This is a genomic window from Curvibacter microcysteis (assembly GCF_028649455.1).
Taxonomy (GTDB): domain Bacteria; phylum Pseudomonadota; class Gammaproteobacteria; order Burkholderiales; family Burkholderiaceae_C; genus Curvibacter; species Curvibacter microcysteis.
Map to the genome: position 1 here is coordinate 566,843 of NZ_JAQSIO010000002.1, position 23,441 is coordinate 590,283.

Sequence of the window (23,441 nt, forward strand, 5' to 3'; positions counted from 1 at the left end):
GCGGACCGTTGACAGAAGAGACCCATTGCCGTCTCGACACAACGTGGCTCCGGCACCTCCGCTCAGGGGCTCTGCCCCTGGTTGGCGCCGGTGCCAGCCCCCCCGTGCCTGTGTAGACTCAAAGGCTCGATGACCGAACCGAGGTGGCACCCGTCCCCGGTATGCCCTCCGAGGCCGTGTCTGATCCTGCTGCTGATTGCCCATCCCATGCCGACTTCCGCCACGCCTTCACTGACCCCGGGTTTCATGGTCCTGCATGGCAACCGCCTGGAGGACTTGCGCGATTTGTTGACGGACTTTCTGCGCCAGCATCCGCTGCCGCCGCTGTGGCCCGAGATCTTCCTGGTGCAAAGCGCCGGCATGAAGCACTGGCTGGAGCTGTCCCTGGCCGACGAATCCGCCTTGGGCATTTGCGCGGCCACCCGCATGGAGCTGCCCAGCGCCTACCTGTGGCAGGTCTACCGCCAGGTGCTGGGTCCGGCGGCCGTGCCGGCCCAAATGCCGTTTGACAAGGCCAGCCTGCTGTGGCGCCTGGTGCGCTTGTTGCCCGACCTGGTCGCCTCGCGCCCCTTGTACCAGCCGCTGCAGCGTTACCTGGACCAGGCACCGGACGCGCGCAAGCTCTACCAACTGGCGCTGCAACTGGCGGACGTGCTGGACGGCTACCAAAGCTACCGTGCGGATTGGCTCAGCGACTGGGCCCAGGGCCGGGACGTGCTGGGCCGCCCCAACACCTTGCCCGCCCAGGCCCCGGCGCTGGACGCGTCCCAGGCCTGGCAGGCCCAGCTCTGGCGCGACCTGCGTGCCGACGTGGGCGAGGCCCTGGCAGACGCCTCGCGTGCCGCCGTCCACGCGCGTTTCATGGCCCGCCTGGCCGAGCTGACCGACACCTTCGTGGCCACCGGTGAACGCCCGCCAGGCCTGCCGGCGCGCATCGTGGTGTTTGGCATTTCGTCCTTGCCGCACCAGGCGGTCGAGGCCTTGGCCGCGCTGGGCCAACTGACCCAGGTCATGCTGCTGGTGCACAACCCCTGCCAGTTCTTTTGGGGCGATCTGGTCGAAGGCCATGAGCAGCTGCGCCAGTTGCTGCGCCGGCGCCAGCCCGTCAAAGCCGCAGCGCTGGCCCAGGCCACGCCGGGTGCGGCCCACCACCCGCTGCTGGCCTCCTGGGGCAAGCAGGGGCGGGACTACCTGCACATGCTCGACGAGTTCGACCGGGTCGAGGACTACCGCAACCGCTTTGTGCGGGTCGACGCTTTTGTCGACCCCTTGGGCATCGGCAGCACGCCGACCCAGTTGGCGCAATTGCAGTCCGGCTTGCTGAACCTGGAGCTGCCCAGCGCGCCGCTGCCCCTGGCCGAGGACGATGATTCGATCCGCCTGGTCAGCTGCCACTCGGCCCAGCGCGAGGTCGAGGTGCTGCACGACCGCCTGCTGGCCTGGCTGGACGCCGACCCCAGCCTGCAGCCGCGCGAGGTCATGGTCATGGTGCCCGACATCGCCACGTTTGCGCCCCACATCCAGGCCGTGTTCGGCCGCTTCGCGCGCGGCGAGCCGCGCCACATCCCCTACTCGGTGGCCGACACCTCGCCGCGCCAGTCGCCGCTGGTGATGGCTTTGCAACAGCTGCTGTCGCTGCCGCAGGCGCGCATTTCGCTGGCCGACTGGCTCAGCCTGTTCGAGGTCAGCGCGGTGCGCCACCGCTTTGGCCTGAGCGAGGTCGAGGTCGACGAGGTGCAGACCTGGCTGCAGGCCGCGGGCGTGCGCTGGGGGCTGGACACCGACCACCGCCTGCGCTGGGGCCTGCCGCCCGGCGTGCCCGGCCTGGCGCAAAACACCTGGGACTTCGGCCTGCGCCGCCTGCTGCTGGGCTATGCCGTGGGCAGCGGCCCGGTCTGGGCCGGCACCTTGCCGCAGCCCGCCCTCAGCGGTCTGGACGCGCCCCTGGCCCAGGCCCTGTGGGGCTGGGTCGAGGCCACGCGTGAGAGCCTGGACGCCCTGGCCCAGCCCCACACGCCCAGTGAATGGGTGCGGGTGCTGAGCGAGCTGGTGGCGCGTTTTTTTGAAGGTGCTGACGAGGCCGAGGCCCGCCAGGTGCAGGCCCTGCTCGAGCCCCTGCAAACCTGGTTGCAGCACTGCCAGGCCGCGAACCTGGACAGCCCGCTGCCGCTGGAGGTGGTCAGCGACCACTGGCTGGGCCAGTTGCAGGACGGCGGCTTGCAGCAGCGCTTCCTGGGCGGCGGCGTGCAGTTCGGCACGCTGATGCCCATGCGCTCCATCCCTTTCCGGGTGGTCTGCTTGCTGGGCTTGAACGACGGCGACTACCCGCGCCAAAGCGCCCCGCGTGACTTTGACCTGATGGCCAGCAGCTGGCGCGCGGGCGACCGCTCCCGCCGCGAGGACGACCGCTACCTGTTTTTGGAGGCCCTGCTGTCGGCGCGCGAGCGCCTCTACATCAGCTGGCAAGGCCACCGCGCCACCGACAACGCCGAGCGCCCGCCCTCGGTGCTGGTGGCCCAATTGATTGAATTCCTGCACCGGCATTGGACGCCCGCGCGCGCGCGCCAGGTGCAGCCGCTGCAGCCGTTTTCGGTGGCCTATTTCAGCCAGGGCAGCGGCTTTGCCACCTACGACGAGGACTGGGCCCGGGCCCAGCCGGCCGAGCCCGCCGCCGGCGCCGGGGTGGCCGCGCCGGCCGCGCTGGAGGCCACGGTCCCCAGCGTGCTCACCTTGAACGACTTGCGCCAACTGCTGCGCCAGCCGGTGGAGGTGTTCTTCAAAGGGCGTCTGGGCGTCTACCTCGACGAGCTCGAGGAGCACACACTGGACAGCGAGCCCTTTGGCCTGGACGGGCTGGAGAAGTACCAGCTGGGCCAAGAGGTGCTGGCCGCCGACACCGCCCCCCAGGTGCTGACCGAGCTGCTGCACTCGGGCCGCCTGCCCATGGCCGCCTTTGGCCAGCGCGAGGTGCAGGGCCTGCAGACCCGGCTGAGCGTGGTGCAGCAGCGCCTGGCCCCCTTGGAGGCGCGGTTTCCCTTCCCCTTGCCGGCCCAGTCGGTGGACTTGTCCATCGAGTTGCCGGCCGAGCCGGGGCAGCCGCCTGAAGCCGTGCAACTGCTGGGCACCCTGAGTGGGCTGTTCTGCGAGCGCGAAGAGCGTGCCGACACCGCCCCGGCCGACTGCGCGCCTGGCCTGCAGCGCAGCCAGCGCCTGGGCGCGGTGCTGCAAGGCAAGGAGTCCGAGGCCATGGCCCGGGTGCAGGTGCTCACCGGCCTGTGGGTGTCGCACCTGGCGGGCTGCGCGGCGGGCCTGCGCCTGAACAGCACGGTGCTGGGGCTGGACGGGCAGATTGGCTTGCGGCCCCTGTCCCGCCCCCAGGCCCTGGCCTGTTTGCAGCGCCTGGTCGTGGCTTACCGCGCGGCCTGGCAGCGCCCCTTGCCCGTGGCCTGCCAAACCGGCTGGGCCTATTGGCAGGCGGCGCGCCGCGCCGAGGCGGCCGAGCTGCTCGGCCCCGCCAAGCGCGAGCCACGCGACCCCCATGAGGCCGCACGCGCCGCCTTTGAGGGCAGCTTCCAGCTGGCCGGGGAGCGGCTGCAGTCGCCCTACCTGCAACGCTGCACCCAGGCCTATGAAGATCTGCAGGCCGAGCTGCCCGACTGGGCCGAGCAGCTCTACGGCGACCTGGCGCGGCACCTGCGCATCGGGCCGCTGCCGCAAGAAGAGGGTGACGAGGGCGCGGCGAGCCACCCCCGCGCTGAGCCGCTGGGCACCCGTGCAGCGCAGCACCGGCCTTGAACCTGTGCCCTCGCCAAAGCCCCCAGCCCCCGAGCCGACCGATCTGACGGACCCCTGCATGAGCCCCACCGACCTTGACTTGCCCACCCCCGCCGCCGAGGCCCAGCCCCCGCTGCAGGCGCTGGACCCGCTGACCCTGCCCTGGCAGGGCCTGCAGGTCATCGAGGCTTCGGCCGGCACGGGCAAGACCTGGACCCTGGCGGCGCTCTATGTGCGCCTGGTGCTGGGCCACCAGGCCGAGGGCCTGCACACCGAGCGCGGCTTGTTCCCGCCGCAAATCCTGGTCATGACCTTCACCGACGCGGCCACCGCCGAGCTGCGCGGCCGCGTGCGCGCCCGCCTGGCCCAGGCCGCGCGCTACTTCGCCGAGCGGCCCGAAGGCGAGGCCGAGGCCGACCCCTTTTTGCACAAGCTGCGCGCCCAGATCGAGCCCGCGCGCTGGCCCGAGTGCGCGCGCCGCCTGGACCTGGCCGCGCAGTGGATGGACGACGCCGCCATCTTCACCATCCACGGCTGGAGCCACCGCATGCTGAGCCAGCACGCCTTCGACAGCGCCAGCCTGTTTGAGCAGGCCCGGGTCGAAGACGGGGCCCAGCTGCAGCTGGCGGCCGCGCAAGACTACTGGCGCCGCTGGTGCTACCCGCTGGCGGTGGGCGACCTGGACGCGCTGAGCCCACTGGGCCGCGACCCGGCCGAGCTCTTGCAGCGCCTGGTGCCCCTGTGGGCCCAGGCCGAGCGCAGCCCGCAAGCCGCTTTGGCCGCCCAGGAGCCCTTGGAGAACCCCGACCAGTTGGTGGCCCAATGGCGCCAATGGCAGCAGCGCCACGAGGCCTTGCTGGCCCAGGCGCGCGCCGCCTGGACGCCCGACTGGCTGCAGGCCCTGGGCGACGCCGCCGCGCGCAAAACCCTCAAGAACTACCGCCCCGACTGGCTGGCTGGCTGGCTCACGGCCATGGGCCGCTGGGCCGAGGGCGAAGCCGCCAAGCTGGAGCTGCTGGAGCGCTTCAGCCTCAGCCGCCTGCGCGAGCGCGGCTGGCGCGACGCCGACGCGCACCCGGTCAGCGCGCTGCTGGACGACTTGTGCGACCACCTGCGCGTGGCGCCCGACATCGGCCCGGCCTGGCTGGCCCATGCCGCCCAGCACATTGGCGCGGCCTACCAGGCCGCCAAGGCGCGCTTGGCACAGTTTGATTTCTCCGACCTGCTGCAGCGCCTGTACCAGGCCCTGCAAGCGCCCGACGGGCGCCTCGCCGCCGCCATCCGGGCCCAGTTCCCGGTGGCGCTGGTGGACGAGTTCCAGGACACCGACCCCTGGCAGTACGGCGCGCTCTGGCGCATCTACGGTGGGCCCGACGGGCTGGGCACGGGCCTGATCATGATTGGCGACCCCAAGCAGGCCATTTACAGCTTCCGCGGCGCCGACCTGGCCACCTACCTCAGCGCGCGCAGCCAGGCCCAGGCCGTGCACACCTTGTCGGGCAATTTCCGCTCCAGCGCGGGCGCGGTGGCCGCCGTCAACCACGTGTTCGCCCAGGCCGTGCAGCCCTTTGGCCCCTTGCCCTTCGAGCCGGTGCAGGCCTGCAACCCCGATGTGCAGGCGCTGCAGGTGGGCGGCCAGCCCCAGCCCGCGCTCACCGTGTGGCGGCAGGGGCGTGACAAACCGGCCTCCAAATCGGCCTACCTCCGCGACATGGCCGCGCTGTTTGCCTCGCAAATGGTGGCCTTGCTCAACCAGGGCGCGGCCCAGCCCGGCCAGATGGCGGTGCTGGTGCGCAATGGCTTGGAGGCCCAGGCCATCCGCAGCGAACTGGCCGCGCGCGGCGTGCGCAGCGTGTACCTGTCCGACCGCGACAGCGTGTACGCCACGGCCGAAGCGCAAGACCTGTGGCGCCTGCTCTGTGCCGTGGCCCAGCCGCGCTCGGCCAGCGCGCTCAAGGCCGCGTTGCTGACCCGCTTGTGGGGCCTGAGCTGGCCCGAATTGGAGCGCCTGCTGCACGACGAAGACGCCTGGGACGCCCTGGTCGACCAGTTCCATGGCTGGCAAAAAATCTGGCAGCAGCAAGGCCTGCTGCCCATGCTGCACCACTGGCTGCACGCGCTGGGCGTGCCGCGCCGCCTGCTGGCGCCCGGGGCCGAGCAAGGCGAGCGCCGCCTGAGCAACCTGCTGCACCTGGGCGACCTGTTGCAAGCCGCCAGCCAGGGCCTGCAAGGGGAGGGCGCCTTGCTGCGCTACCTGGAGCAGCAACTGCAAAAGCCCAGCGCCAGCGGCGAGGCGGCCCAGACCCGGCTGGAGAGCGACGCCGCGCTGGTGCAGGTCATCACCATGCACAAGTCCAAGGGCTTGCAGTACCCGCTGGTGTTCCTGCCCTTTGTCTGTGGCTACCGCGCCGAAGACACGGCGAATGGCCGCGATGACGCCCAGCGCCTGGCCGAAGACGTGCGCCTGCTCTACGTGGCCCTGACGCGCGCCGAACAAGCCCTGTGGCTGGGCGTGGCCCCGCTGGCGGGCGACCTGGACGGCAAGACGCCCCAGGTGATGAGCGCCTTCTCGCGCCTGCTGGGCCGCCAGGGCCCGGACGACCTGGACCCCTGCTTGCAGGCCTGGGCCGCCTGTCCCGACATCGCGGTCTTGCCCGCGCCGCCGCCCGATGACCAGCGCTACCAGCCACCCGCCCAGGCCAGCCAGCCGCAGGCCGCCCTGCAGCCCCAGCGCCGCGCCAGCCGCCCCTGGTGGACGGCCAGCTTCAGTGCGCTGACCCGCGAATTGGGCGAGCGGCCCGAGGCGCCTGGCAGCGGGCAAAGCCCCTTGTCCGAGCGCGACGAGCGCCTGGACGACGCCCTGACCGACAACCGCGACACGCCCGAAGCCACGCCCGAGGACGAGGCCGTGGCCCCGGGCTGGAACAGCTTCCCGGCCGGCAGCCGCTACGGCACCCTGCTGCACGACCTGCTGGAGTGGCAGGCCGGCCAGGGCTGGCCCGCCGCGCAGCCGCTGCCCGCGCCCGCCGAGCCCGGCGCTGCCGGGCTGCTGGACCCGCGCCAGGCCGACTGGTTGGCCCTGCTGCAACGCCAGGCCGCCGCGCTGCAACTCGACGAGGCCCAGACCGCCCAGTTGGGTGACTGGGCGGGGCAGATCCTGCGCAGCCCGCTGCACTGGCCCGGGGCCGAACAGCCCCTGGTGCTGGGCCAACTGGCCCCGACCGATTTCTGGGCTGAAATGAACTTCAGCCTGCCCGTGCGCGGCCTGCCCACAGCGGCGCTGGACGCGCTGATCAGCGCCCGGGTCCTGCCCGGCCTGCCGCGCCCGAGCTTGCTGCCCCGCCAGCTCGAAGGCATGCTGACGGGCTTCATGGACTTGGTGCTGCTGCACGAGGGCCGCTACCACGTGCTGGACTACAAATCCAACCGCCTGCCCGACTACCGCGCCGAGACCCTGGCCCAGGCCGTGCTGGCGCACCGCTACGACGTGCAGTACAGCCTGTACCTGCTGGCCTTGCACCGCCTGCTCAAGTCGCGGCTGCCCGACTACCAACCCGAGCAGCACCTGGGCGGCGCCATCTACCTGTTCGCGCGCGGCACCGACCAGCTGGGGCAAGGCGTGTTCTACGAGCGCCCGCCCGTGGCCTTGATCGAAGCCCTGGACCAGGCCTTCAGCGGCCACCGCACGCAGGAGGCCTTGGCATGAGCCGCAGTCCCACACCACCGACCCAGCTCGACTGGCTCAGCCTGCCGCCCGACGACGCCGGGGCCCCCGAGGCCACGGCGCCCGCCGCCGTGCCCTGGCCCTGGCAAATCCCCGAGGCCGACTCCCCCTTGAGCACCCTGGACCGCGCCCTGGCGCGCTTTCTGCAGGACGCCCAACCCAGCACCGAGCCGCGCCACGCCTGGCTGGCCGCCCTGGTCAGCCACCAGTTTGGCCGTGGCCACGCCTGCCTGGACCTGGACGCGCTGGCCAGCCAACCGGCCGCCACCCTGGGCTGGGAGCCCGCCGCCCTGCAAGGCCTGCCCTCCGCGCTGGGCCGGGCCGCCGACGACCTGCCTTGGTGTGGCACCCTGGGCAGCCCCCTGGTGCGCGAAGGCCAGCGCCTGTACCTGCGCCGCAACTGGCAGGCCGAGCAGCAGATCCGGGACTCCATCGCCGCCCGCCTGGCCTTGCCGCCGCTGGCGCCGGCGGGCCTGGCCTCGGCCCTCAACCAGCTGTTCGCCCCGGACCCGCTGGTGCCCGGGCCGGACTGGCAAAAAGTGGCTTGCGCGCTGGCGGCGCGCCAGCGCTTCACCCTGATCACCGGTGGCCCCGGCACTGGCAAGACCACCACCGTGGTGCGCCTGTTGGCGCTGCTGCAGGACAACGCGCGGCACAGCCCTCAGCGGCGTGGCCAGCCCTTGCGCATTGCGCTGGCCGCCCCCACGGGCAAGGCGGCGGCGCGGCTGGCCGAGTCCATTGCCTCGGCGGTGCAGCGCCTGCCGGCGCCTTTGCAGGCCGACATCCCCGAGCAGGCCCAGACCCTGCACAAGCTGCTGCAGGTGCGCCCGGGGGCCGGGCACCAGCCGCCGCCCGAGCTGGCGCTGGACTTGATCGTGGTGGACGAGGCCTCGATGATCGACCTCGACATGATGGCCCGCCTCCTGGCCGCGGTGCCGCCCAATGCCAGCGTCATCCTGCTGGGCGACAAGGACCAACTGGCCTCGGTCGAGGCCGGGGCGGTCATGGGCCAGCTCTGCGAAGGGGCGGACGCGGGCGGCTACAGCGCCGACACCGTGGCCTGGCTGCAGTCGGTGGCCGCGGTCGACGTGTCACCCTACCAGGGTGCGGGCGGCGCGCTGGCCCAGCAAACCGTGATGCTGCGCTTCAGCCGGCGCTTTGCCGGTGACAGCGAGATCGGCCAATGGGCCAGCGCCGTCAACCAGGGCCAGATGGCCCAGGTGCAGGCCTTGTGGCGGCGCAGCCCGCGCGCCACGGCGGCGGCCAGTGCTTCGGTGGACCGCCTGGAGCCCACCCAGGCCCACGACCCGGCCCTGGCCTCGATCTGGCAGCGCGGCTGGTCGACCTGGCGCGCCTGGCTGAGCGCGGTCACTGCGTCGACTGCGGCCGTGGACGACGCCCAGGCCTTGCAGGCCCTGGTGGCCTTCAACCGGTTTCAGGTGCTGTGCGCGGTGCGCGAGGGGGCTTGGGGCGTGGACGGCCTGAACCGCCGCATCGCCCAGGCCCTGGGCCTGCCCACCGAGGGCTGGTACGCGGGCCGCCCGGTGATGGTCACGCGCAACGACTACTCGCTGCAGCTCATGAACGGTGACGTGGGCCTGTGCCTGCGGCATGCCAAGGGCTTGCGCGTGGCTTTTGCCGACGGCCATGGCGGGGTGCGCTGGGTGCAGCCCTCGCGGCTGGACGCGGTGGAGAGCGTGTTCGCCATGACGGTGCACAAATCGCAGGGCTCGGAGTTCGAGCATGTGGCCCTGGTGCTGCCCGAGCTGCCGGTGGCGGTGCTCACGCGCGAGCTGCTCTACACCGGCATCACGCGCGCCAAAAGCCGGCTCACCCTGGTGGTGCCGGCCACGCCCGCGCTGTGGCGCGCGGTCGAGAAAAAAGTGGTGCGCAGCGGGGGCCTGGGGGCCGCCGCCCGACCGGCCGCCAGCTGAGCTGGGCCGGGCCGGGCTGAGCCCTTTGATCCCGCCTCAGGGCTTGGGCGCGCGCAAGGCGTTGTCGAGCTGGTCGACCAGCTCGGACCAGTCGGCGTCCTGCTGCCACTGCTGGCGCAAAAAGCCGGCCTGGGCCGGGGTCCAGAAGGGCGCCTCAGGCAGGCTCAGCTCGGCTGCCAGCGGGTTGTGCTGGTGGATGAAGTGCTGGATCTGCTCGGCCGAGGCTGGCAGGCCCAGTTGCTCAAACAGGTCGTGGAAGCGCGGGTGGGTGTTGTCCATGGTGGGAGGGCGCCAGGGCGCTGGTAACGTGACGAAGCACCCGAGGCTAACCCAAACCACATCGGACTGCACGACAGCGCCTTCAGGTCTTGGGCACGGCTGCGGCCTCCAGCGCCGCCATCGAATGGCGCCGCGCGATGCTGGCGTGGGCGTCGGCCTGGTAGCGGTCGCCCGACTCGTACAACAGGGCCGCTGCGCGGTGGTGTTTGGTGGCTTTGTCATGCAAATCGGCGGCTTTGCGTTGCATGCGTTCCAGGGCGATTTCGCCAGCTTCTTCGCTCAGGCGCGGGAGTTTGAGGATCATCTTGGGCTCCTAAGGAGGGACAGGGGGCAGAGGGCGCGGTCGGATCAACCGCAGCCCTCAGCGTGCCGGTGGCCGGCGCCGGGGTCTGTCTGTTGCCTCACCAAGCCGAGGCTTGGCTCGCCGAGCTGGGGCCTGGCTCGGCCGCATGGGCTGGACTGGGCGTGGTCGCCTCTGTCGGCTGGCGGCGCGGGCCCTGGCTGAGCTGCTGCAGCACAGCCAGGTTCAGCACCTGGATGTCGCGCCGCTGCACGCGCAGCACGCCGCTTTGGTCCAGGCGCGAAAACAGGCGGCTGATGGTCTCCACGGTCAGGCCCAGGTAGCTGCCAATGTCCTCCCGCGACATGCGCAGGCTGATTCGCGAGGCCGAAAAGCCCTGTCGGCGCAGGCGCAGCCCCAGGTCCAGCAAAAAGCTCGCCAGCCGCCCCGAGGCTGGGGTGCTGCCCAGCATGAAGACCAGCTGCTGCGTCTGGGCCAGGGCATCGCACAAGGTCTGTTGCCACTGCGCTTGCTGGCTGGGGTCACGCCAGGGGGCGTTGGGCAGCAACCAGACCACGCTGTCCTCCAGGGCCAGGGCTTCGCAGGCATGGCTGGGGCGGCCCAGGCCGTCCAAGCCCAGCAGCTCGCCAGGCAGGTGAAAGCCCATCACTTGCTGGCGCCCCTCGGGCCCGAGCCAGACACTTTTGAAGCTGCCGACCTGGACCCGAAACAGGTGGCTGAAGGGGTCGCCCCAGCGGTATAAAACCTCCCCCCGGCGGACCGAGCGCAAGGCCACGGGCCGGGCTGAGCCGGGCGGGAGCAGGGTCTCGATCGCGGGGCTCAGTCCCGGGCAGGGTCGGCTCGGGGCAGGGTGGCGCAGCAGGGGACTTGGGGTCATGTCGGGGCTTTCAGGCGAGGGCGCTGGGACGGGACGGCAAAGCCCACCTCAGGCCCGCCACCGCGATCCGATGCTGCGAGGCGCTTGCGGCCCGGTCTGTGCGCTGCCTCACCCAGTGGCGGGTTCGGGGGCGGCGCAGGGCGCTTGCGTCCTTCAGCGCACAGACCTGCGCTGTGGCGCTGGGCTCAATCGGTTGGGGGCCCGCTTGGATCGGGTCCCATTGCTTCTCAGCCTCTATGCCGCTTTGGCGGCCGAAAGAACAGCCATGCCCTTTGAGCCCACTGCAAGCCCCCGGGCTGCCTGGCGTCCAGCCCTTCTGGCTTTGGTTTGTGGGTGCGCCCTCGGCGCCGCACAGGCCCAGAGCAGCCTGCCCGCTGCGCCCTCATCGGCCAACCCGGCGCCCCTGCGCGCCCAGGACCGGCCCCACGGCCTGTCCCACGGGGCGATGCACCCCGCGGCCCCTGGCGAGGGCCCGCGCCAGCGGGTGCCCGTGGAGCAGCACATCCTGCGCCTGCATGAGCGGCTGAGCATCACCCCCGCCCAAGAACCCGCCTGGAGCGACGTGGCCCAGGCCATGCGCGAGGCAGCCTCTGAGATGGACACCGCCATGGCACGCCGAGGGGCGTTGCAGCAGGCGGGCCCGGTCTCGGCCCCCACCGCGCTGGAGGGCTACGCCAGCCTAGCCCAGGTGCATGCCGACACGGCCCAGCACCTGGCCAACCGCTTTGGCCCGCTGTACGCCCTGATGTCGCCCGAGCAGCAGCAGCGCGCGGATCGGGTGTTCGCCCACCCCATGGCGGGAGCCCGTCGATGAACGCCTCCCCAAGCCGCGCCGGCGCCGAGCCTGCCCGAGCCGAGCCTCGCAGGGGCACCTGGCGCATTTGCCTGCTGGGGGCGGGTTTGCTGTGCGCGGCCTGGAGTGCCCAGGCGGACATCAGCATCAGCTTGGGCCTGACGCCTTATGGCTACGTGCCTTACCCCGGGCCGGTCGCCGTCTACCCGCCGGGGCCGGGCACTGCCTATTACCCGCCCCCGGTGATCTACCTGGGCGACGGCGAATGGGGGCGGGATGGCGACCGGCTGGAGCAGGGCCGTTGGCCACCACCACCGCCGCGCCGCGTGGGACCTGCGCGGGCCCGGGGACACGGTCCCGGTGGCCCCGGTCCAGCCCCCCATCACCCCGGCCCCGGCGGCCCGAACCGCCGTTGAGTGGAGGCACCCTGAACCATGAACCCCCACCTCTGTGAATTGCGGGCCCTGGGCCAGACCTTGTGGCTGGACGGCCTGTCGCGCGACACCCTGCGCCTGGGGCGCTTGGCGTCCTGGGTCGGCGCCCAGGCCTTGGGCGGGGTTGGCAGCCAGTGGGCCGCGTGGCGGCTTGCCTTGACCGAAGGCAGCTTCTACGACGAGGCGATTGCCGACCTGTCGCGCCGCCATGGCTCCGCCCAAGCGCTGTTCATGGCCCTGGTCTTGGCCGATGTGGGTGAGGCCGCTGACCTGCTGCGCGCCGAGTTTGACCGCAGCTCGGGCGCCACCGGTTGGGTCTCTTTTCCCTTGCCGCCCACCCTGGCCGACGATGCCCGCGCCCTGGTGCAGGAGATGGCTTGGTGGCATCAAGCGGCCGGGCGCCCGAATGTGCTGATCCAGCTGCCGGGCACCCCCGCTGGACTGGTGGCGCTGGAGGCCGCCGCCCAGGCCGCCCTGGCGGTGCAGATGAACCACCAGTTCAGCGCGGCGCAGTGGCAGCAGGCCTGCGCGGCCCATTGGCGGGGCTTGGAGCAGCGCCAGCACGCCGGTCTGCCCCTGGCCGTGGCGGTGGTGGTGGCCGTGCCGGTGCGCGACTGGGAGGCGCTGTGCGAGCCACCGGGCAGCCCGCGCCGTTTGGGGCTGGCCGTGGCCCAGCAGGTCTACCACGCCTGGTGTGTCGCGCATGCCTCGGCGCGCTGGCAATCGCTGGCGCACGACGGCGCGCGCGCGGCGCCGCTGCTGTGGCAGTCCGGGGGCGAGGGCTGGCGCGAGTCGGTGGACTACCTGCCCGCCCTGGTCGCCCAAGGCAGCTTGCATGCGCTCAGCGGGGAGGTCTTGGACACCTGGCTGGCGCAGGGCCAGATGCTGCAGGGCGGTGCATTGGGCGAGCCGCTGGGTGAAGTGCGGCAGGTGCTGTCCCCCGAGGGGGGCTACGCCGATGCGGTGCTGGAGGCGTTTCGGCGCGAGGGCTTGGACGACGGTGCCGCGGCCGAGCGCTTTCAGCACGAGGTCCAGGCCCGCGCGCTGCGGGACTGGGACCTGATCCTGGCCGCCGTGGCCGAGAAAATGGCGCAAAGCCTGGGCGCGCCCCTCGATTGAGGAGGGGGGGCGCGCTGGGTGTGCGCCAGGGCACAGAGCGCCTGCGCCGCCCCGCCGATACTGCTTTTTCAACTTTGCCAAGGCCCCTGCATGACTTACCAAGGCGCCCGCGCCCGTCCCTCCGTCACCGAACAGCGCCGGGTGTTTGCCGTCACGGCCGCCCACTGGGACGCGCAGGACCAACTGACCCATGTGCGCTGGGTCGAGGTCGTTGCGGCCTCCAACCTCGACGCCGGCCCCGCCACCGTGGTCCCGCTGAGTGAACTGGTCGATGCCTTGCACGACGGCGCCCAGGTGCGCGTGGTCTACCCCGAGGCGCTGGGCCTGCCCGTGGGCCTGACCCTGGAAACGGTGGAGCACCCCGACGGCCACGAAACCGTGGCCCTGGCCTCGCCCATGGGCACCGAAACCCACGCCAGCCCGGGCTTGCATGGCTTGGCGCGCCTGGACGCGGCGGCGCTGGGGACTTGAGTGCCCAGGCCCCCCGGCCATGGGCTCAGGCTGGCTGGAGGCCGGGCGCGGCGCTCAATTCGTCGTGCAGCCACTGGCGCAGCTGGGTCAGTGCGCCCAGTTGGGCCCGGTCTTCCGGGTAGACCAGCCAATAGCCCTGGGTGTCGGTGTAGCCGTCGCGCAGGGGGGCCGACACCAGGCCCGCCGCCAGGTCATCCGCCACCAGGCAATCGGGCACCAGGGCCAGGCCCATGCCCGCCATGACCGCGCGGATCAGGCTGTGGAACTGGTCCAGTTGCGGCCCGTGCAGCGGGTTCACGCCGGTCACCCCATGCGCCTGGCACCAGTGCAGCCAGGCCTGGGGCACGCTGCTGTGTTGCAGCAGGGTGAATGAGCGGATGTCTTGCGGCGTGCGCAGCAGGGCTTGGTCGCGGGGCGCGGGCGGGGCAATCAGCACCAGCTCACGCCCGGTCAGGTACTGGGCCACGGCGCCCGGCCAGTGGCCGTCACCGAACAGGATGGAGGCGTCCAGGTCGGCCCGATGGAAGTCGTAACCCTCGACATAGGGCACGAAATTGAGCGTGATCTGGGGGTGTGCTTGCTGAAAACGCGGCAGCCTCGGTATCAACCATTTGGCGCCAAAAGTGGGCAAGGTGGACAGCTTGAGCGCGCCGCCGCCGTCGCGGTGGGTGATCAGCTCCAGCGTGGCGGCTTCCAGCTGTGCGAGCAGCGGCCGCACCTGGGCCTCGTAGCGCTGACCGGCTGGGGTCAGGCTCAGCCGGCGCCGCTCGCGTTGGAACAAAGGCACGTCCACCCAGCGTTCCAGCTCTTGAATCTGCTTGCTGACCGCGCTCTGGGTCAGCATCAACGCCTCGGCGGCGCGCGAGATGCTGCCGTAGCGCGCCGTGCTGGAGAAGGCGCGCAACAAATGGGTGGGTGGGGTGAGGCGGCGCATGTCAGGTGCCTTGGCGTGGGATTGGGGGGGGCGGTGGGGCGGCCCAACGCGTCGCGTGAATATATTCCAATCTGGAATGGTTTATGGCTTGGATTTCGTTTGCGCCGGCGTGGGTGCCAGGCCCAGAATGGGCACTTCTCTTGCTTAGCTTGGCTCCATGCAAAGACGACACCTCCTGACCCTGGCCGCTGCTGCGGCGGCCGCTCATTCCTCGGCATTTGCCGAGGGCAAACCGATCCGCCTCGTGGTGCCTTTTCCCCCTGGTGGGGCGACCGACATCACCGGCCGAGCCCTGACCGAGCCCCTGGCCCGCCTGCTGGGCCAGCCCGTGGTGGTGGACAACCGGGGCGGCGCGGGGGGCTCCATCGGCATGACCGAAGTGGCCCGCGCGGCCCCGGATGGCCTGACCTTTGGCGTGGCCACCGTGTCCACCCACGGCGTGAACCCGGCCGTGTACAAAAAACTGCCTTACGACCCGATCCGGGACTTCGCTCCCGTGGCCGAGCTGGTCAAGGCGCCCGGTGTGCTGGTGGTGAATGCGGCGCTGCCAGTCAAGGACTATGCCGAGTTCCTGCGCTACCTGAAAGCCAACCCGGGCAAGCTGTCCTATGCCACGCCGGGCACCGGCACCATTGGCCACATGTGGGGCGAGTTGTTCAAGAGCGCGACCGGCACCTTCATGCTGCACATCCCTTACCGGGGCGCGGGCCCGGCCCTCAACGACGTGGTGGGCGGGCAGGTGATGGTGTACTTCGACCAGGTGGCGGCCTCGCTGCCCCACATCCAATCCGGCAAGCTGCGGGCTCTGGCTGTGTCCTGGCCCAAGCGGCTGGAGGTCCTGCCCCAGGTGCCCACCTACGCCGAGCTGGGCCTGGCCGCCTGCAACGAGCCGTCCTGGTTTGGCCTGGTGGCCCCGGTGGGCACGCCCAAACCTGCCATCGCCCGCGTGCATGAAGCCCTGGTCAAAGCCCTCAAAGAGCCCGCCGTGCGCGAACGCCTGGCGGCCCAGGGCCTGTTTGCCACCGGCACCACGCCCGAAGAGTTTGGCGCCGAGGTGAAGGCCGAAATCGAGAAGATGCAACGCGTCAGCGCCTACGCCAAAATCACGCTGGATTGAGGCCGAAGCCTGCGGGCCGGCCCAGGCTTTCATGGGCAGGGCCGGCAAAATGACAAGAGACAAGAAAACGCACCGCTTCGGTGCGGGAGAATGACTGCATGACCGATTTGATCCGAACTTGGGCGGGCACCACGCCCCTGGTGCTTGACTCGCCGCACAGCGGCACTTTCTACCCCGACGACTTTCAACACGCGTGTGACCTGGCCGTGCTGCGCCAGGCCGAAGACACCCACGTCGACAAGCTCTATGACTTCGCGCCCGCCCTGGGCGTGGCCTGGGTCGAAGCGCTGTTTCCGCGCAGCTACCTCGACGCCAACCGCAACACCACCGAAATCGACACCAGCTTGCTCGATGGCGCCTGGCCGGGCCCCGTGGCCACCGACCCCGCGGTGCTGAGCAAAGTGCGCCTGGGCAAAGGCCTGATCTGGCGCAGCACCGATGGCGGCCTGCCGATCTACCAACGCCGGCTGGGCGTGGCCGAGGTGCAAGAGCGCATCGAACGCTGCTGGGTGCCCTACCACGCCGCGGTGGCCCAGGCCATTGACGCGGCCCATGCGCGCCACGGCTACAGCCTGCACATCAACTGCCACTCCATGCCCGCCGTGGCCTCCAGCCATGCCACCGACTTCCCTGGTGAGGCCCATGCCGACTTCGTGGTGGGCAACCGCGACCACAGCACCAGCAGCCCGGCCCTGGCCGAACTGATCTGCGAGCACCTGCGCGGCCTGGGCTACAGCGTGGCCCTGAACCACCCCTACAAGGGCGTGGAGCTGGTGCGCCGCTACAGCCACCCGGCCAGCCACCGCCACAGCATCCAGCTGGAGATCAACCGCAAGCTCTACATGGACGAAAGCACGCTGGAGCCGAATGCCGGTTTTGATGGCCTGCGCGCCCACTTGCAAACCCTGGTGCAGCGTCTGCTCACCGTGGACCCCCGGGGGCTGTGATGGACGCCGTCGATTGCGTCGTCATCGGGGCTGGCGTGGTGGGCCTGGCCGTGGCGCGCGCCCTGGCCCTGGCCGGGCGTGAGGTCCTGGTGCTGGAGGCGGCCGACGCCATTGGCACCGGCACCAGCTCGCGCAACAGCGAAGTCATCCACGCCGGCATCTACTACCCCCAGGGCTCGCTCAAGGCCCGGCTCTGCGTGCAAGGCCGGCAGATGCTCTATGCCTATTGCGCCGAGCGGGGCATTGCCCACCAGCGCTGCGGCAAGCTGCTGGTCGCCACCCAGGAGGCCCAGCTGGGCCAGCTGCAAGGCATCATCGACAGGGCCGCTGCCAATGGCGTGGACGACCTGGTCTGGTTGTCGCGCGAGCAGGCCCAGGCCCTGGAGCCGGCCCTGGCCTGCGTCGGCGCCCTGCATTCACCCAGCACCGGCATCGTGGACAGCCACGGCCTGATGCTGGCCCTGCTGGGCGACCTGGAGAACGCCGGTGGCCTGCTGGCACTCAACTCGCCCCTGGCCAGTGCCCGGGTGGAGGCGGGCGGCATCGTGCTCAAGGCGGTGGACGGCACCCAGCTGCGCGCGCGCACCGTGGTCAACGCGGCTGGCCTGCACGCGCAAGACCTGGCGCGCCGTTTTGACGGGCTGGACCCGGCCCGGGTGCCCCCGGCCTACTATGCCAAGGGCAATTACTTCACCCTGGTCGGCCGTTCCCCGTTCAGCCGACTGATCTACCCCGTGCCCCAAGCCGCAGGCCTGGGCGTGCACCTGACGCTGGACCTCGGCGGCCAAGCCAAGTTTGGCCCGGACGTGCAGTGGGTCGATTCACCCGACGACCTGGTGGTGGACCCGGCGCGCGGCGACGCTTTTTACGCCGAGGTGCGCCAGTACTGGCCCGAATTGCCCGATGGCGCGCTGTTGCCGGGCTACGCCGGCATCCGGCCCAAGATCCAGGCCCCTGACCAGGCCGCGCTGGACTTCATGGTGCAGGGCCCGGCCGACCACGGTGTGCCCGGCTTGGTCAACTTGTTTGGCATCGAGTCGCCCGGCCTGACCAGTTCGTTGGCCTTGGGCGCCCATGTGGCGGCGCTGCTGGCCGCCTGAGCACCGCCCCTGGGCGGCTTCGCGTAAGATCGCGCCCTTTCGCGTTTTCACCCGGGCCTTTGCTTTGTCACACTCCAGCGCTTCTGATTTCTCCCAAGACGACCCGGCCTCGGCCGACGAGGAGGCGGTGGCGATCAAAGAGCCCCGGCTGTGGAGCGACAACGGCTGGACCGCGCGCGTGATCAAGAACGAAGACGACGACGGCTGGGCCGTGGCCATGTTCAAGGGCCGCGAGCCGGAGCCCGCTTTGGTCGGCCCCTGGACCATGGGGCGCGACAAGAAGAACCCCAAGCCGCTCGATGTGGGGGCCTTCAACACCCTGGTCAAGACCGCCAGCGAAGTGCTGCGCCGCCACGAGCAACAGCTGCGCGCCCAGTTGCACAAAAGCGTCATGCTGACCCTGGGGGAGGACCGCTGGGAGGTCACCCTGGACATCGTGCCCGACGAATTCGAGCCCTATGCCCTGCTGGCGGCCCACCCCCAGCAAGGCGGCCACGCCAGCACTGATGGCCCGGTGGCCGAGCGCCGCGTACGGCCCGACTTCAAGCTCAACCCGCGCAGCGCCGCCGCCTGGATCGAGTCCGACTTCGGCCCGGTGCGCTGAGGCCCCAGGGGCTGGCAAGCCCGCATCCATGGAGACCCGCCAGCACGACCCCGCCAATCGAAGATTGGCGGTTGAGGCGAGGCGCGAAGACGCAGGCAGTGCCACCGGTACGACAAGGCGAAGCAAGGACGTCTCCAGGGTTGTGTCAGCGGTTCTGAATGCCAGGCCGCGCAGGCAGGGCCTCGCCGGGCCTTTGCACGGGCCCAGGGCGTGCCAAAGCAGGGTTTTCACAGGGCAAAATCGGGGTCGAACCGTCATCTTGTTTAGGTACATTACGTCAACAAACACGTGTTCGGGGCTGCTGCCTGCCCCTGTTCCCCTAAGGCCGACCCATGTCCTCTGCCGAACTGCCTCAGGATCTGACCCCGCTCAGGCCTGACGAAAAGCGCTTGTTGCGTGCTGAAGTTCTGAGTCTGCTCTACGCTTCCACCCGGCGCACCACCCTGGTGGCCCTGTTGGTGGCGGCGCCCCTGGTCGCGACCCAATACCGGTTTGTGACCCCCTCGGTCTTGCTGGCTTGGGGATTGGTGTTTTTTCTGGTTTACGGCGCTCGCGAATGGCTGGCTTGGGGGTTTCGCCACCAGCCTGCTGATCAGGCTGACGGCGCCCGTTGGCTGAACTTGTTTCGCATCACCAGCGGCTGCAGCGGCCTGGTCTGGGGCTTGGTGGGGTTTTACTTCTACCCCGCCGCCGACGCGGCCGGGCAGGCCTTCCTGGTGGTGGCCCTGGTCGGTGTATCGAGCGGGGCCACCATGGTCTACCTGGTGGACAACTGGAGCGGGCGGTTTTTTTGTGCAGGCCTGTACGCGCTGGCGCTGCCGGGTTTTTTCAACCACGGCAGTTCGTTTTCCATCTCTCTGGCCTTGCTGCTGGCGTTTTTTCTGGTCTACATCAACATGGCCGGGGCCACGTTCACCCGCAATCTGCGCGAAAACATCGTGCTGCGCATTGTGGCCAACGAGCGCGCCCGCGTGGCCCATGACCTGGCCCAACGCCACGCGCTGCACATCGAGCAAACCCCCATGGGCGTGATTGAGTGCAACGATCAGTTCGAGGTGATCGCCTGGAATGCCGCCGCCGAGAAGATCTTCGGCTACCGGGCCGATGAAATCATGGGGCGCTCGCTGCAGTGCCTGGTCGCGCCTTGGGAGGCCGAGCGCGCGGGCGCCTCGATCCGCCGCCTGTTCAGCGGGGGGACGCCAGAGAACAACCGCACCGACAACCTGCACAAAGACGGCAGCACCATCGTCTGCCACTGGTTTGCCACGCCCTTGAAGGACATCAACGGCAAGGTCACCGCGGCCGCCACCCTGGTGGTGGACATCACCGAGTCGCAAAAGAGCCTGGAGGCGGTGCACCAACTGGCCTACTACGACGTGTTGACCCAGCTGCCCAATCGCCGGCTGCTGCTGGACCGCATTGGCCAGTCCTTCACCTTGAGTGCACGCAAGCGCTCGCATGGGGCCATCGTGTTCCTCGACTTGGACCGCTTCAAGAACCTCAACGACATGAAGGGCCACGCGGCCGGTGACCTGTTGCTCAAGCAGGTCGCTCAACGCCTGAAGGACACGGTGCGTGGGCATGACACCGTGTCCCGTTTTGGCGGCGATGAGTTCGTCGTGGTGCTCGAAGAGCTGGGCGCCACGCTGGAGGACGCGCTGAGTGCCAGCCGCGTGGTGGCGCAAAAGATCATCAAGGAGATCAACCAGCCCTTTGATGTGGACGGCTATCTGTACCAGACCTCCCCGAGCCTGGGGATCTGTCTGTTCTATGCCGATGAGCTGAGTGTGACCGAGGTGCTCAAGCGGGCGGACATGGCCATGTACCAGGCCAAGCAGGCCGGGCGCAACACCTTGTTCTACTTCAATGAAACCCTGCAGCCCATGTTGGAAGCCCGGGCCAGTCTGGAGGCGGACCTGCGCCATGCCCTGAGCGCCGACCAGTTGCAGCCGTACTACCAGATCCAGGTCGATGCGCAACGCCGCCCGCTGGGCGCGGAGTTGCTGTTGCGCTGGCTGCACCCGGTGCGGGGCTGGGTGTCGCCGGGAGAATTCATTCCCATCGCGGAAGAGTCCAACCTGATTTGTGAACTCGGCGACTGGGTGCTGAATGCGGCTTGCGCCCAGATCCGAGCCTGGCAAGACAGTGCGGGGGCGAGGGCGCTGCGGCTGTCGGTCAACATCAGCGCGCGCCAGTTTGAGCACGATGATTTTGTCGACCAAGTGGCCCGCTTGCTGTCCCTGCACGCCTGCCAACCGCGCTTGCTGCGCCTGGAGCTCACCGAAGGCCTGATGCTCAAGAAAAGCCCTGAGGTGATCGAGAAGCTGGTCCGGCTCAAGGCCATGGGCCTGTCCTTGTCCATCGATGACTTTGGCACCGGGTACTCGTCGTTGGCGGTGCTCAAGCACTTCCCGCTGGATGAGCTGAAGATCGACCGGGGCTTTGTGTCTGACCTGCCGGGCAATGCCGACGATGCGATCTTGATCAAGACGATCGTGGCCATGGGCCAGAACCTGGGGCTGGAGGTGATCGCCGAAGGCGTGGAAACGCAAGCCCAATTCGACTTTCTGCGTCAATCGGGCTGCTATGCCTACCAGGGCTATTGGCTGGGGCGGCCCATGGCCGTGGAGGCTTTCGACCGCGAACTGGAGGGCTTTTACGAAGCGCTGGCCGAGGCCGAGGCCCGCGCGCAGTCAGCGCAGGCCTTGACCTCGGTGTCTTGAGGCGGCCCGCCGGGGCCGGCCACGGTGTGGCGCGGACCCCAGCAGGCCAGCCTGAGCCCCATCAAGCCAGCTTGAAGGGCAGGGCGCGCAGTGGTTTGCCGGTCAGGCGCGCCACGGCGTTGGCAAAGGCCGGTGCCAGGGGCGGCAGGCCCGGTTCGCCCATGCCGGTGGGTGCCTCGGCGCTGGGCACAGTGTGCACGGCGATCTTGGGCATGTCGGTGATGCGGGGCACCGGGTAGTCGCCAAAGTTGCTCTGCTCCACCACGCCGTCCTTCAGGGTGATGGCCGCACCGGGCAGGCACATGCCCAGGCCCATCAGCGCGCCGCCCTGCACTTGGGCTTCCAGGGTGCGTGGGTTGATCACCAGGTTGCAGTGCACCCCAGCGGTCACCTGGTGCAGCACGGGGGTGCCGTTCTTCACCGAGGCTTCCACCACATAGGCCACGACCGAGTTGAAGGACTCGTGCACGGCCACGCCCCAGGCGCGGCCGGCAGCCAGCTTCTTCTTGCCGTAGCCCGACTGGTCGACCGCCAACTGCAGCGCGGCCTTGTGGCGCGGATGCTTATCACCCATCAAGGCCAGGCGGTAGGCCACCGGGTCTTGGCGCGTGGTGCGGGCGATCTCGTCGATCAGGGTTTCCATCACAAAGGCGGTGTGGGTCGAGCCCACGCTGCGCCACCACAGCACCGGCACATTGACCTTGGGGTGGTGCACGGTCAGGCGCATGGGCAGCTCGTAGGGCTCCTTCATGCCTTCGGTGGCCGTGCCGTCGATGCCGTCCTTGAACAGGAAGGCTTCAAAAGGAGTGTCCTTGACGATGGACTGGCCCACGATCACATGGTCCCAACCGAGGATGCGGCCTTGTGCGTCAAAGCCGATCTGCGCGGTGTGCACATGCATGGGGCGGTAGTAGCCGCCGTGGATGTCGTCTTCACGGCTCCACAGCGTGCGGATGGGCGCATTCAGCCCGGCCGTGCGCGCCGCCTTGGTCACCTGGGCGGCCTCGACCACGTAGTCGCTGCTGGGGATGGCACGGCGGCCAAAGCCGCCCCCGGCCATCTGCACATGCACCTGCAGGTTCTGCGGCGGCAGGCCCAGCACGGTGGCGGCGGCCATGCCGTCCAAGCCTGGCATTTGGGTGCCCACCCACATTTGGGCCTTGTCGCCGCTGACCTCGATGGTGCAGTTCAGTGGCTCCATGGGCGCGTGCGCCAGGTAGGGGAAGACGTACTCGGCCTTGATCTGGTGCTTGGCGCCCTTGATGGCCGACACATCGTCGTTGAACTTGCGTGGGCCTTCCTTCTGGGCCAGGGCACGGTACTGGGCCAGTTGGCGGACGCTGTCCACCTTCTCGACCTGGCTGCTGTCCCATTCCAGCTTGAGCGCCGCGCGGGCCTGGCGGGCGTTCCAGTAGCCGTCGGCGATCACGGCCACGCCTTCAGCGCCGCGGTCCAGCGGCACCCGCAGCACGGCCTTGACGCCGGCCATGCCCTTGGCCGCGCTGTCGTCCAGCGACTTCAGGCGCGCGCCAAACACCGGCGGGCGGGCCACCACGGCGGTCAGCATGCCGGGGCGGCGCACGTCGATGCCGTAGTCCTGCTGGCCGCTGGACTTGGGCTTGGCGTCCAGGCGCCCGGTGGCTTGGCCGATCAGGCGGAAGTTTTTCGGGTCTTTCAGCGTCACGGTCGCGGGCACGGGCAAGGCCATGGCGGCTTCGGCCAGTTCGCCATAGCCCAGGCGTTGGCCGTTGGGCGCCACGACAAAGCCGTCGCGGGTTTGCAGCGAGGCGGCGTCCAGCTGCCAGCGGGCGGCCGCAGCCTGCACCAGCATGGCGCGGGTGCGCGCACCCAGTTCACGGTACTGGGTGAAGGAGTGGGCGATCGAGCCCGAACCGCCGGTGATGTGCATGCCAAACATCGGGTCGATGTAGGCAGGGTCGTTGCTGCCGTGCACGCTCTTCACGCGCGACCATTCGGCGTCCAGCTCTTCGGCCAGGATCATGGGCAGGGCGGTTTGCACGCCTTGGCCAAAGTCCAGGCGGTTGATGGTGACGGTGGTCGTGCCGTCAGCCGCGATGTGCACAAAGGCCGAGGGCTGTTGCGTGGGCTTGAGTGCGGCGGGCGCGGCTGCGTCCTGCGCCAGCGTGCCCAGGGGGAAGGCGCCCAGCGCGAAGCCGCTCAAGGCGCCCAGCTTCAGGAAGCTGCGGCGCGGCAGGCCAGCGGGTTCAGTACGGGGCTGGGTTTTTTCGATCAGGCCTTGCAGGCCCCGGGGCAGCTCAAAAGTGGTGGCGTCGAAATGCATGGTGCTCT

Annotated in this window: 17 protein-coding genes; 12 read left to right on the forward strand and 5 right to left on the reverse strand. The window is 69.9% G+C overall.

The window, feature by feature from the left end:
• Positions 1-207: 207 nt before the first annotated feature.
• The 3 genes from recC to recD are packed head-to-tail and all read left to right on the forward strand — an operon-like array spanning position 208 to position 9,432.
• Positions 208-3,795: an exodeoxyribonuclease V subunit gamma gene (gene recC, locus PSQ39_RS07850; protein ID WP_273926165.1), complete on the forward strand. Its 3,588-nt coding sequence runs from the start codon at positions 208-210 to the stop codon at positions 3,793-3,795.
• 58 nt (positions 3,796-3,853) lie between these two features.
• The gene (recB, locus tag PSQ39_RS07855) at positions 3,854-7,480 is read left to right on the forward strand and encodes an exodeoxyribonuclease V subunit beta (protein ID WP_273926167.1); all 3,627 of its coding nucleotides are present in this window, start codon (positions 3,854-3,856) and stop codon (positions 7,478-7,480) included.
• Complete coding sequence (gene recD, locus PSQ39_RS07860) at positions 7,477-9,432, forward strand: exodeoxyribonuclease V subunit alpha (RefSeq protein ID WP_273926168.1); 1,956 nt, start codon at positions 7,477-7,479, stop codon at positions 9,430-9,432. Before recB ends, recD begins: the two co-directional genes overlap by 4 nt.
• Before the next feature lie 36 nt (positions 9,433-9,468).
• Here the strand turns inward: recD and PSQ39_RS07865 are convergent, their stop codons facing one another.
• From PSQ39_RS07865 to PSQ39_RS07875, 3 genes are all read right to left on the reverse strand, one after another.
• On the reverse strand, positions 9,469-9,711 hold the full coding sequence (locus tag PSQ39_RS07865; RefSeq protein WP_273926169.1) for a DUF2789 domain-containing protein: 243 nt from the start codon (positions 9,709-9,711) through the stop codon (positions 9,469-9,471).
• Positions 9,712-9,793: 82 nt separating this feature from the next.
• A complete protein-coding gene (locus tag PSQ39_RS07870) occupies positions 9,794-10,015 on the reverse strand; it encodes a hypothetical protein (protein ID WP_273926171.1) in 222 nt (73 codons plus the stop codon).
• A 97-nt stretch (positions 10,016-10,112) separates the two neighbouring features.
• Positions 10,113-10,889, reverse strand: coding sequence for a Crp/Fnr family transcriptional regulator (locus PSQ39_RS07875; protein ID WP_273926172.1), 777 nt, complete (start codon positions 10,887-10,889; stop codon positions 10,113-10,115).
• Between the two features lie 445 nt (positions 10,890-11,334).
• On the opposite strand from PSQ39_RS07875, the gene PSQ39_RS07880 reads away from it, so the two are divergent.
• The 4 genes from PSQ39_RS07880 to PSQ39_RS07895 all read left to right on the forward strand — a co-directional run bounded on the left by PSQ39_RS07880 (position 11,335) and on the right by PSQ39_RS07895 (position 13,706).
• Complete coding sequence (locus tag PSQ39_RS07880; RefSeq protein ID WP_273926173.1) at positions 11,335-11,703, forward strand: Spy/CpxP family protein refolding chaperone; 369 nt, start codon at positions 11,335-11,337, stop codon at positions 11,701-11,703.
• The gene (locus tag PSQ39_RS07885; RefSeq protein WP_273926174.1) at positions 11,700-12,098 is read left to right on the forward strand and encodes a hypothetical protein; all 399 of its coding nucleotides are present in this window, start codon (positions 11,700-11,702) and stop codon (positions 12,096-12,098) included. Before PSQ39_RS07880 ends, PSQ39_RS07885 begins: the two co-directional genes overlap by 4 nt.
• 18 nt (positions 12,099-12,116) lie before the next feature.
• Positions 12,117-13,235 (forward strand): transaldolase family protein, encoded by a 1,119-nt coding sequence (locus PSQ39_RS07890; RefSeq protein WP_273926176.1) that lies wholly within the window; start codon positions 12,117-12,119, stop codon positions 13,233-13,235.
• Between the two features lie 90 nt (positions 13,236-13,325).
• Entirely contained in the window at positions 13,326-13,706 is a 381-nt protein-coding gene (locus PSQ39_RS07895) for a hypothetical protein (protein WP_273926177.1), read from the forward strand.
• Between the two features lie 25 nt (positions 13,707-13,731).
• Here the strand turns inward: PSQ39_RS07895 and PSQ39_RS07900 are convergent, their stop codons facing one another.
• Complete coding sequence (locus PSQ39_RS07900) at positions 13,732-14,640, reverse strand: LysR substrate-binding domain-containing protein (protein ID WP_273926178.1); 909 nt, start codon at positions 14,638-14,640, stop codon at positions 13,732-13,734.
• A 157-nt stretch (positions 14,641-14,797) separates the two neighbouring features.
• On the opposite strand from PSQ39_RS07900, the gene PSQ39_RS07905 reads away from it, so the two are divergent.
• The 5 genes from PSQ39_RS07905 (at position 14,798) to PSQ39_RS07925 (ending at position 21,131) form a co-directional block, all read left to right on the forward strand.
• Positions 14,798-15,757: a tripartite tricarboxylate transporter substrate binding protein BugE gene (locus tag PSQ39_RS07905; protein WP_273926179.1), complete on the forward strand. Its 960-nt coding sequence runs from the start codon at positions 14,798-14,800 to the stop codon at positions 15,755-15,757.
• 98 nt (positions 15,758-15,855) lie between these two features.
• Complete coding sequence (locus tag PSQ39_RS07910) at positions 15,856-16,704, forward strand: N-formylglutamate amidohydrolase (protein ID WP_273926180.1); 849 nt, start codon at positions 15,856-15,858, stop codon at positions 16,702-16,704.
• On the forward strand, positions 16,704-17,804 hold the full coding sequence (locus tag PSQ39_RS07915) for an NAD(P)/FAD-dependent oxidoreductase (protein WP_273926181.1): 1,101 nt from the start codon (positions 16,704-16,706) through the stop codon (positions 17,802-17,804). Before PSQ39_RS07910 ends, PSQ39_RS07915 begins: the two co-directional genes overlap by 1 nt.
• A 64-nt stretch (positions 17,805-17,868) precedes the next feature.
• Entirely contained in the window at positions 17,869-18,408 is a 540-nt protein-coding gene (locus tag PSQ39_RS07920) for a hypothetical protein (RefSeq protein WP_273926182.1), read from the forward strand.
• Between the two features lie 332 nt (positions 18,409-18,740).
• Complete coding sequence (locus tag PSQ39_RS07925) at positions 18,741-21,131, forward strand: putative bifunctional diguanylate cyclase/phosphodiesterase (RefSeq protein WP_273926183.1); 2,391 nt, start codon at positions 18,741-18,743, stop codon at positions 21,129-21,131.
• A 61-nt stretch (positions 21,132-21,192) separates the two neighbouring features.
• On the opposite strand, the gene PSQ39_RS07930 is transcribed toward PSQ39_RS07925, so the two are convergent.
• Positions 21,193-23,433, reverse strand: a complete 2,241-nt coding sequence (locus PSQ39_RS07930) for a xanthine dehydrogenase family protein molybdopterin-binding subunit (RefSeq protein ID WP_273926184.1) — start codon at positions 23,431-23,433, stop codon at positions 21,193-21,195.
• Positions 23,434-23,441 lie beyond the last annotated feature (8 nt).

Bases quoted from the DNA above. Each gene is read 5' to 3' on its own strand.
- recC (WP_273926165.1), top strand. From the start codon at position 208: ATGCCGACTTCCGCCACGCCTTCACTGACCCCGGGTTTCATGGTCCTG.
- recB (WP_273926167.1), top strand. From the start codon at position 3,854: ATGAGCCCCACCGACCTTGACTTGCCCACCCCCGCCGCCGAGGCCCAG.
- recD (WP_273926168.1), top strand. From the start codon at position 7,477: ATGAGCCGCAGTCCCACACCACCGACCCAGCTCGACTGGCTCAGCCTG.
- PSQ39_RS07865 (WP_273926169.1), bottom strand. From the start codon at position 9,711: ATGGACAACACCCACCCGCGCTTCCACGACCTGTTTGAGCAACTGGGC.
- PSQ39_RS07870 (WP_273926171.1), bottom strand. From the start codon at position 10,015: ATGATCCTCAAACTCCCGCGCCTGAGCGAAGAAGCTGGCGAAATCGCC.
- PSQ39_RS07875 (WP_273926172.1), bottom strand. From the start codon at position 10,889: ATGACCCCAAGTCCCCTGCTGCGCCACCCTGCCCCGAGCCGACCCTGC.
- PSQ39_RS07880 (WP_273926173.1), top strand. From the start codon at position 11,335: ATGCACCCCGCGGCCCCTGGCGAGGGCCCGCGCCAGCGGGTGCCCGTG.
- PSQ39_RS07885 (WP_273926174.1), top strand. From the start codon at position 11,700: ATGAACGCCTCCCCAAGCCGCGCCGGCGCCGAGCCTGCCCGAGCCGAG.
- PSQ39_RS07890 (WP_273926176.1), top strand. From the start codon at position 12,117: ATGAACCCCCACCTCTGTGAATTGCGGGCCCTGGGCCAGACCTTGTGG.
- PSQ39_RS07895 (WP_273926177.1), top strand. From the start codon at position 13,326: ATGACTTACCAAGGCGCCCGCGCCCGTCCCTCCGTCACCGAACAGCGC.
- PSQ39_RS07900 (WP_273926178.1), bottom strand. From the start codon at position 14,640: ATGCGCCGCCTCACCCCACCCACCCATTTGTTGCGCGCCTTCTCCAGC.
- PSQ39_RS07905 (WP_273926179.1), top strand. From the start codon at position 14,798: ATGCAAAGACGACACCTCCTGACCCTGGCCGCTGCTGCGGCGGCCGCT.
- PSQ39_RS07910 (WP_273926180.1), top strand. From the start codon at position 15,856: ATGACCGATTTGATCCGAACTTGGGCGGGCACCACGCCCCTGGTGCTT.
- PSQ39_RS07915 (WP_273926181.1), top strand. From the start codon at position 16,704: ATGGACGCCGTCGATTGCGTCGTCATCGGGGCTGGCGTGGTGGGCCTG.
- PSQ39_RS07925 (WP_273926183.1), top strand. From the start codon at position 18,741: ATGTCCTCTGCCGAACTGCCTCAGGATCTGACCCCGCTCAGGCCTGAC.
- PSQ39_RS07930 (WP_273926184.1), bottom strand. From the start codon at position 23,433: ATGCATTTCGACGCCACCACTTTTGAGCTGCCCCGGGGCCTGCAAGGC.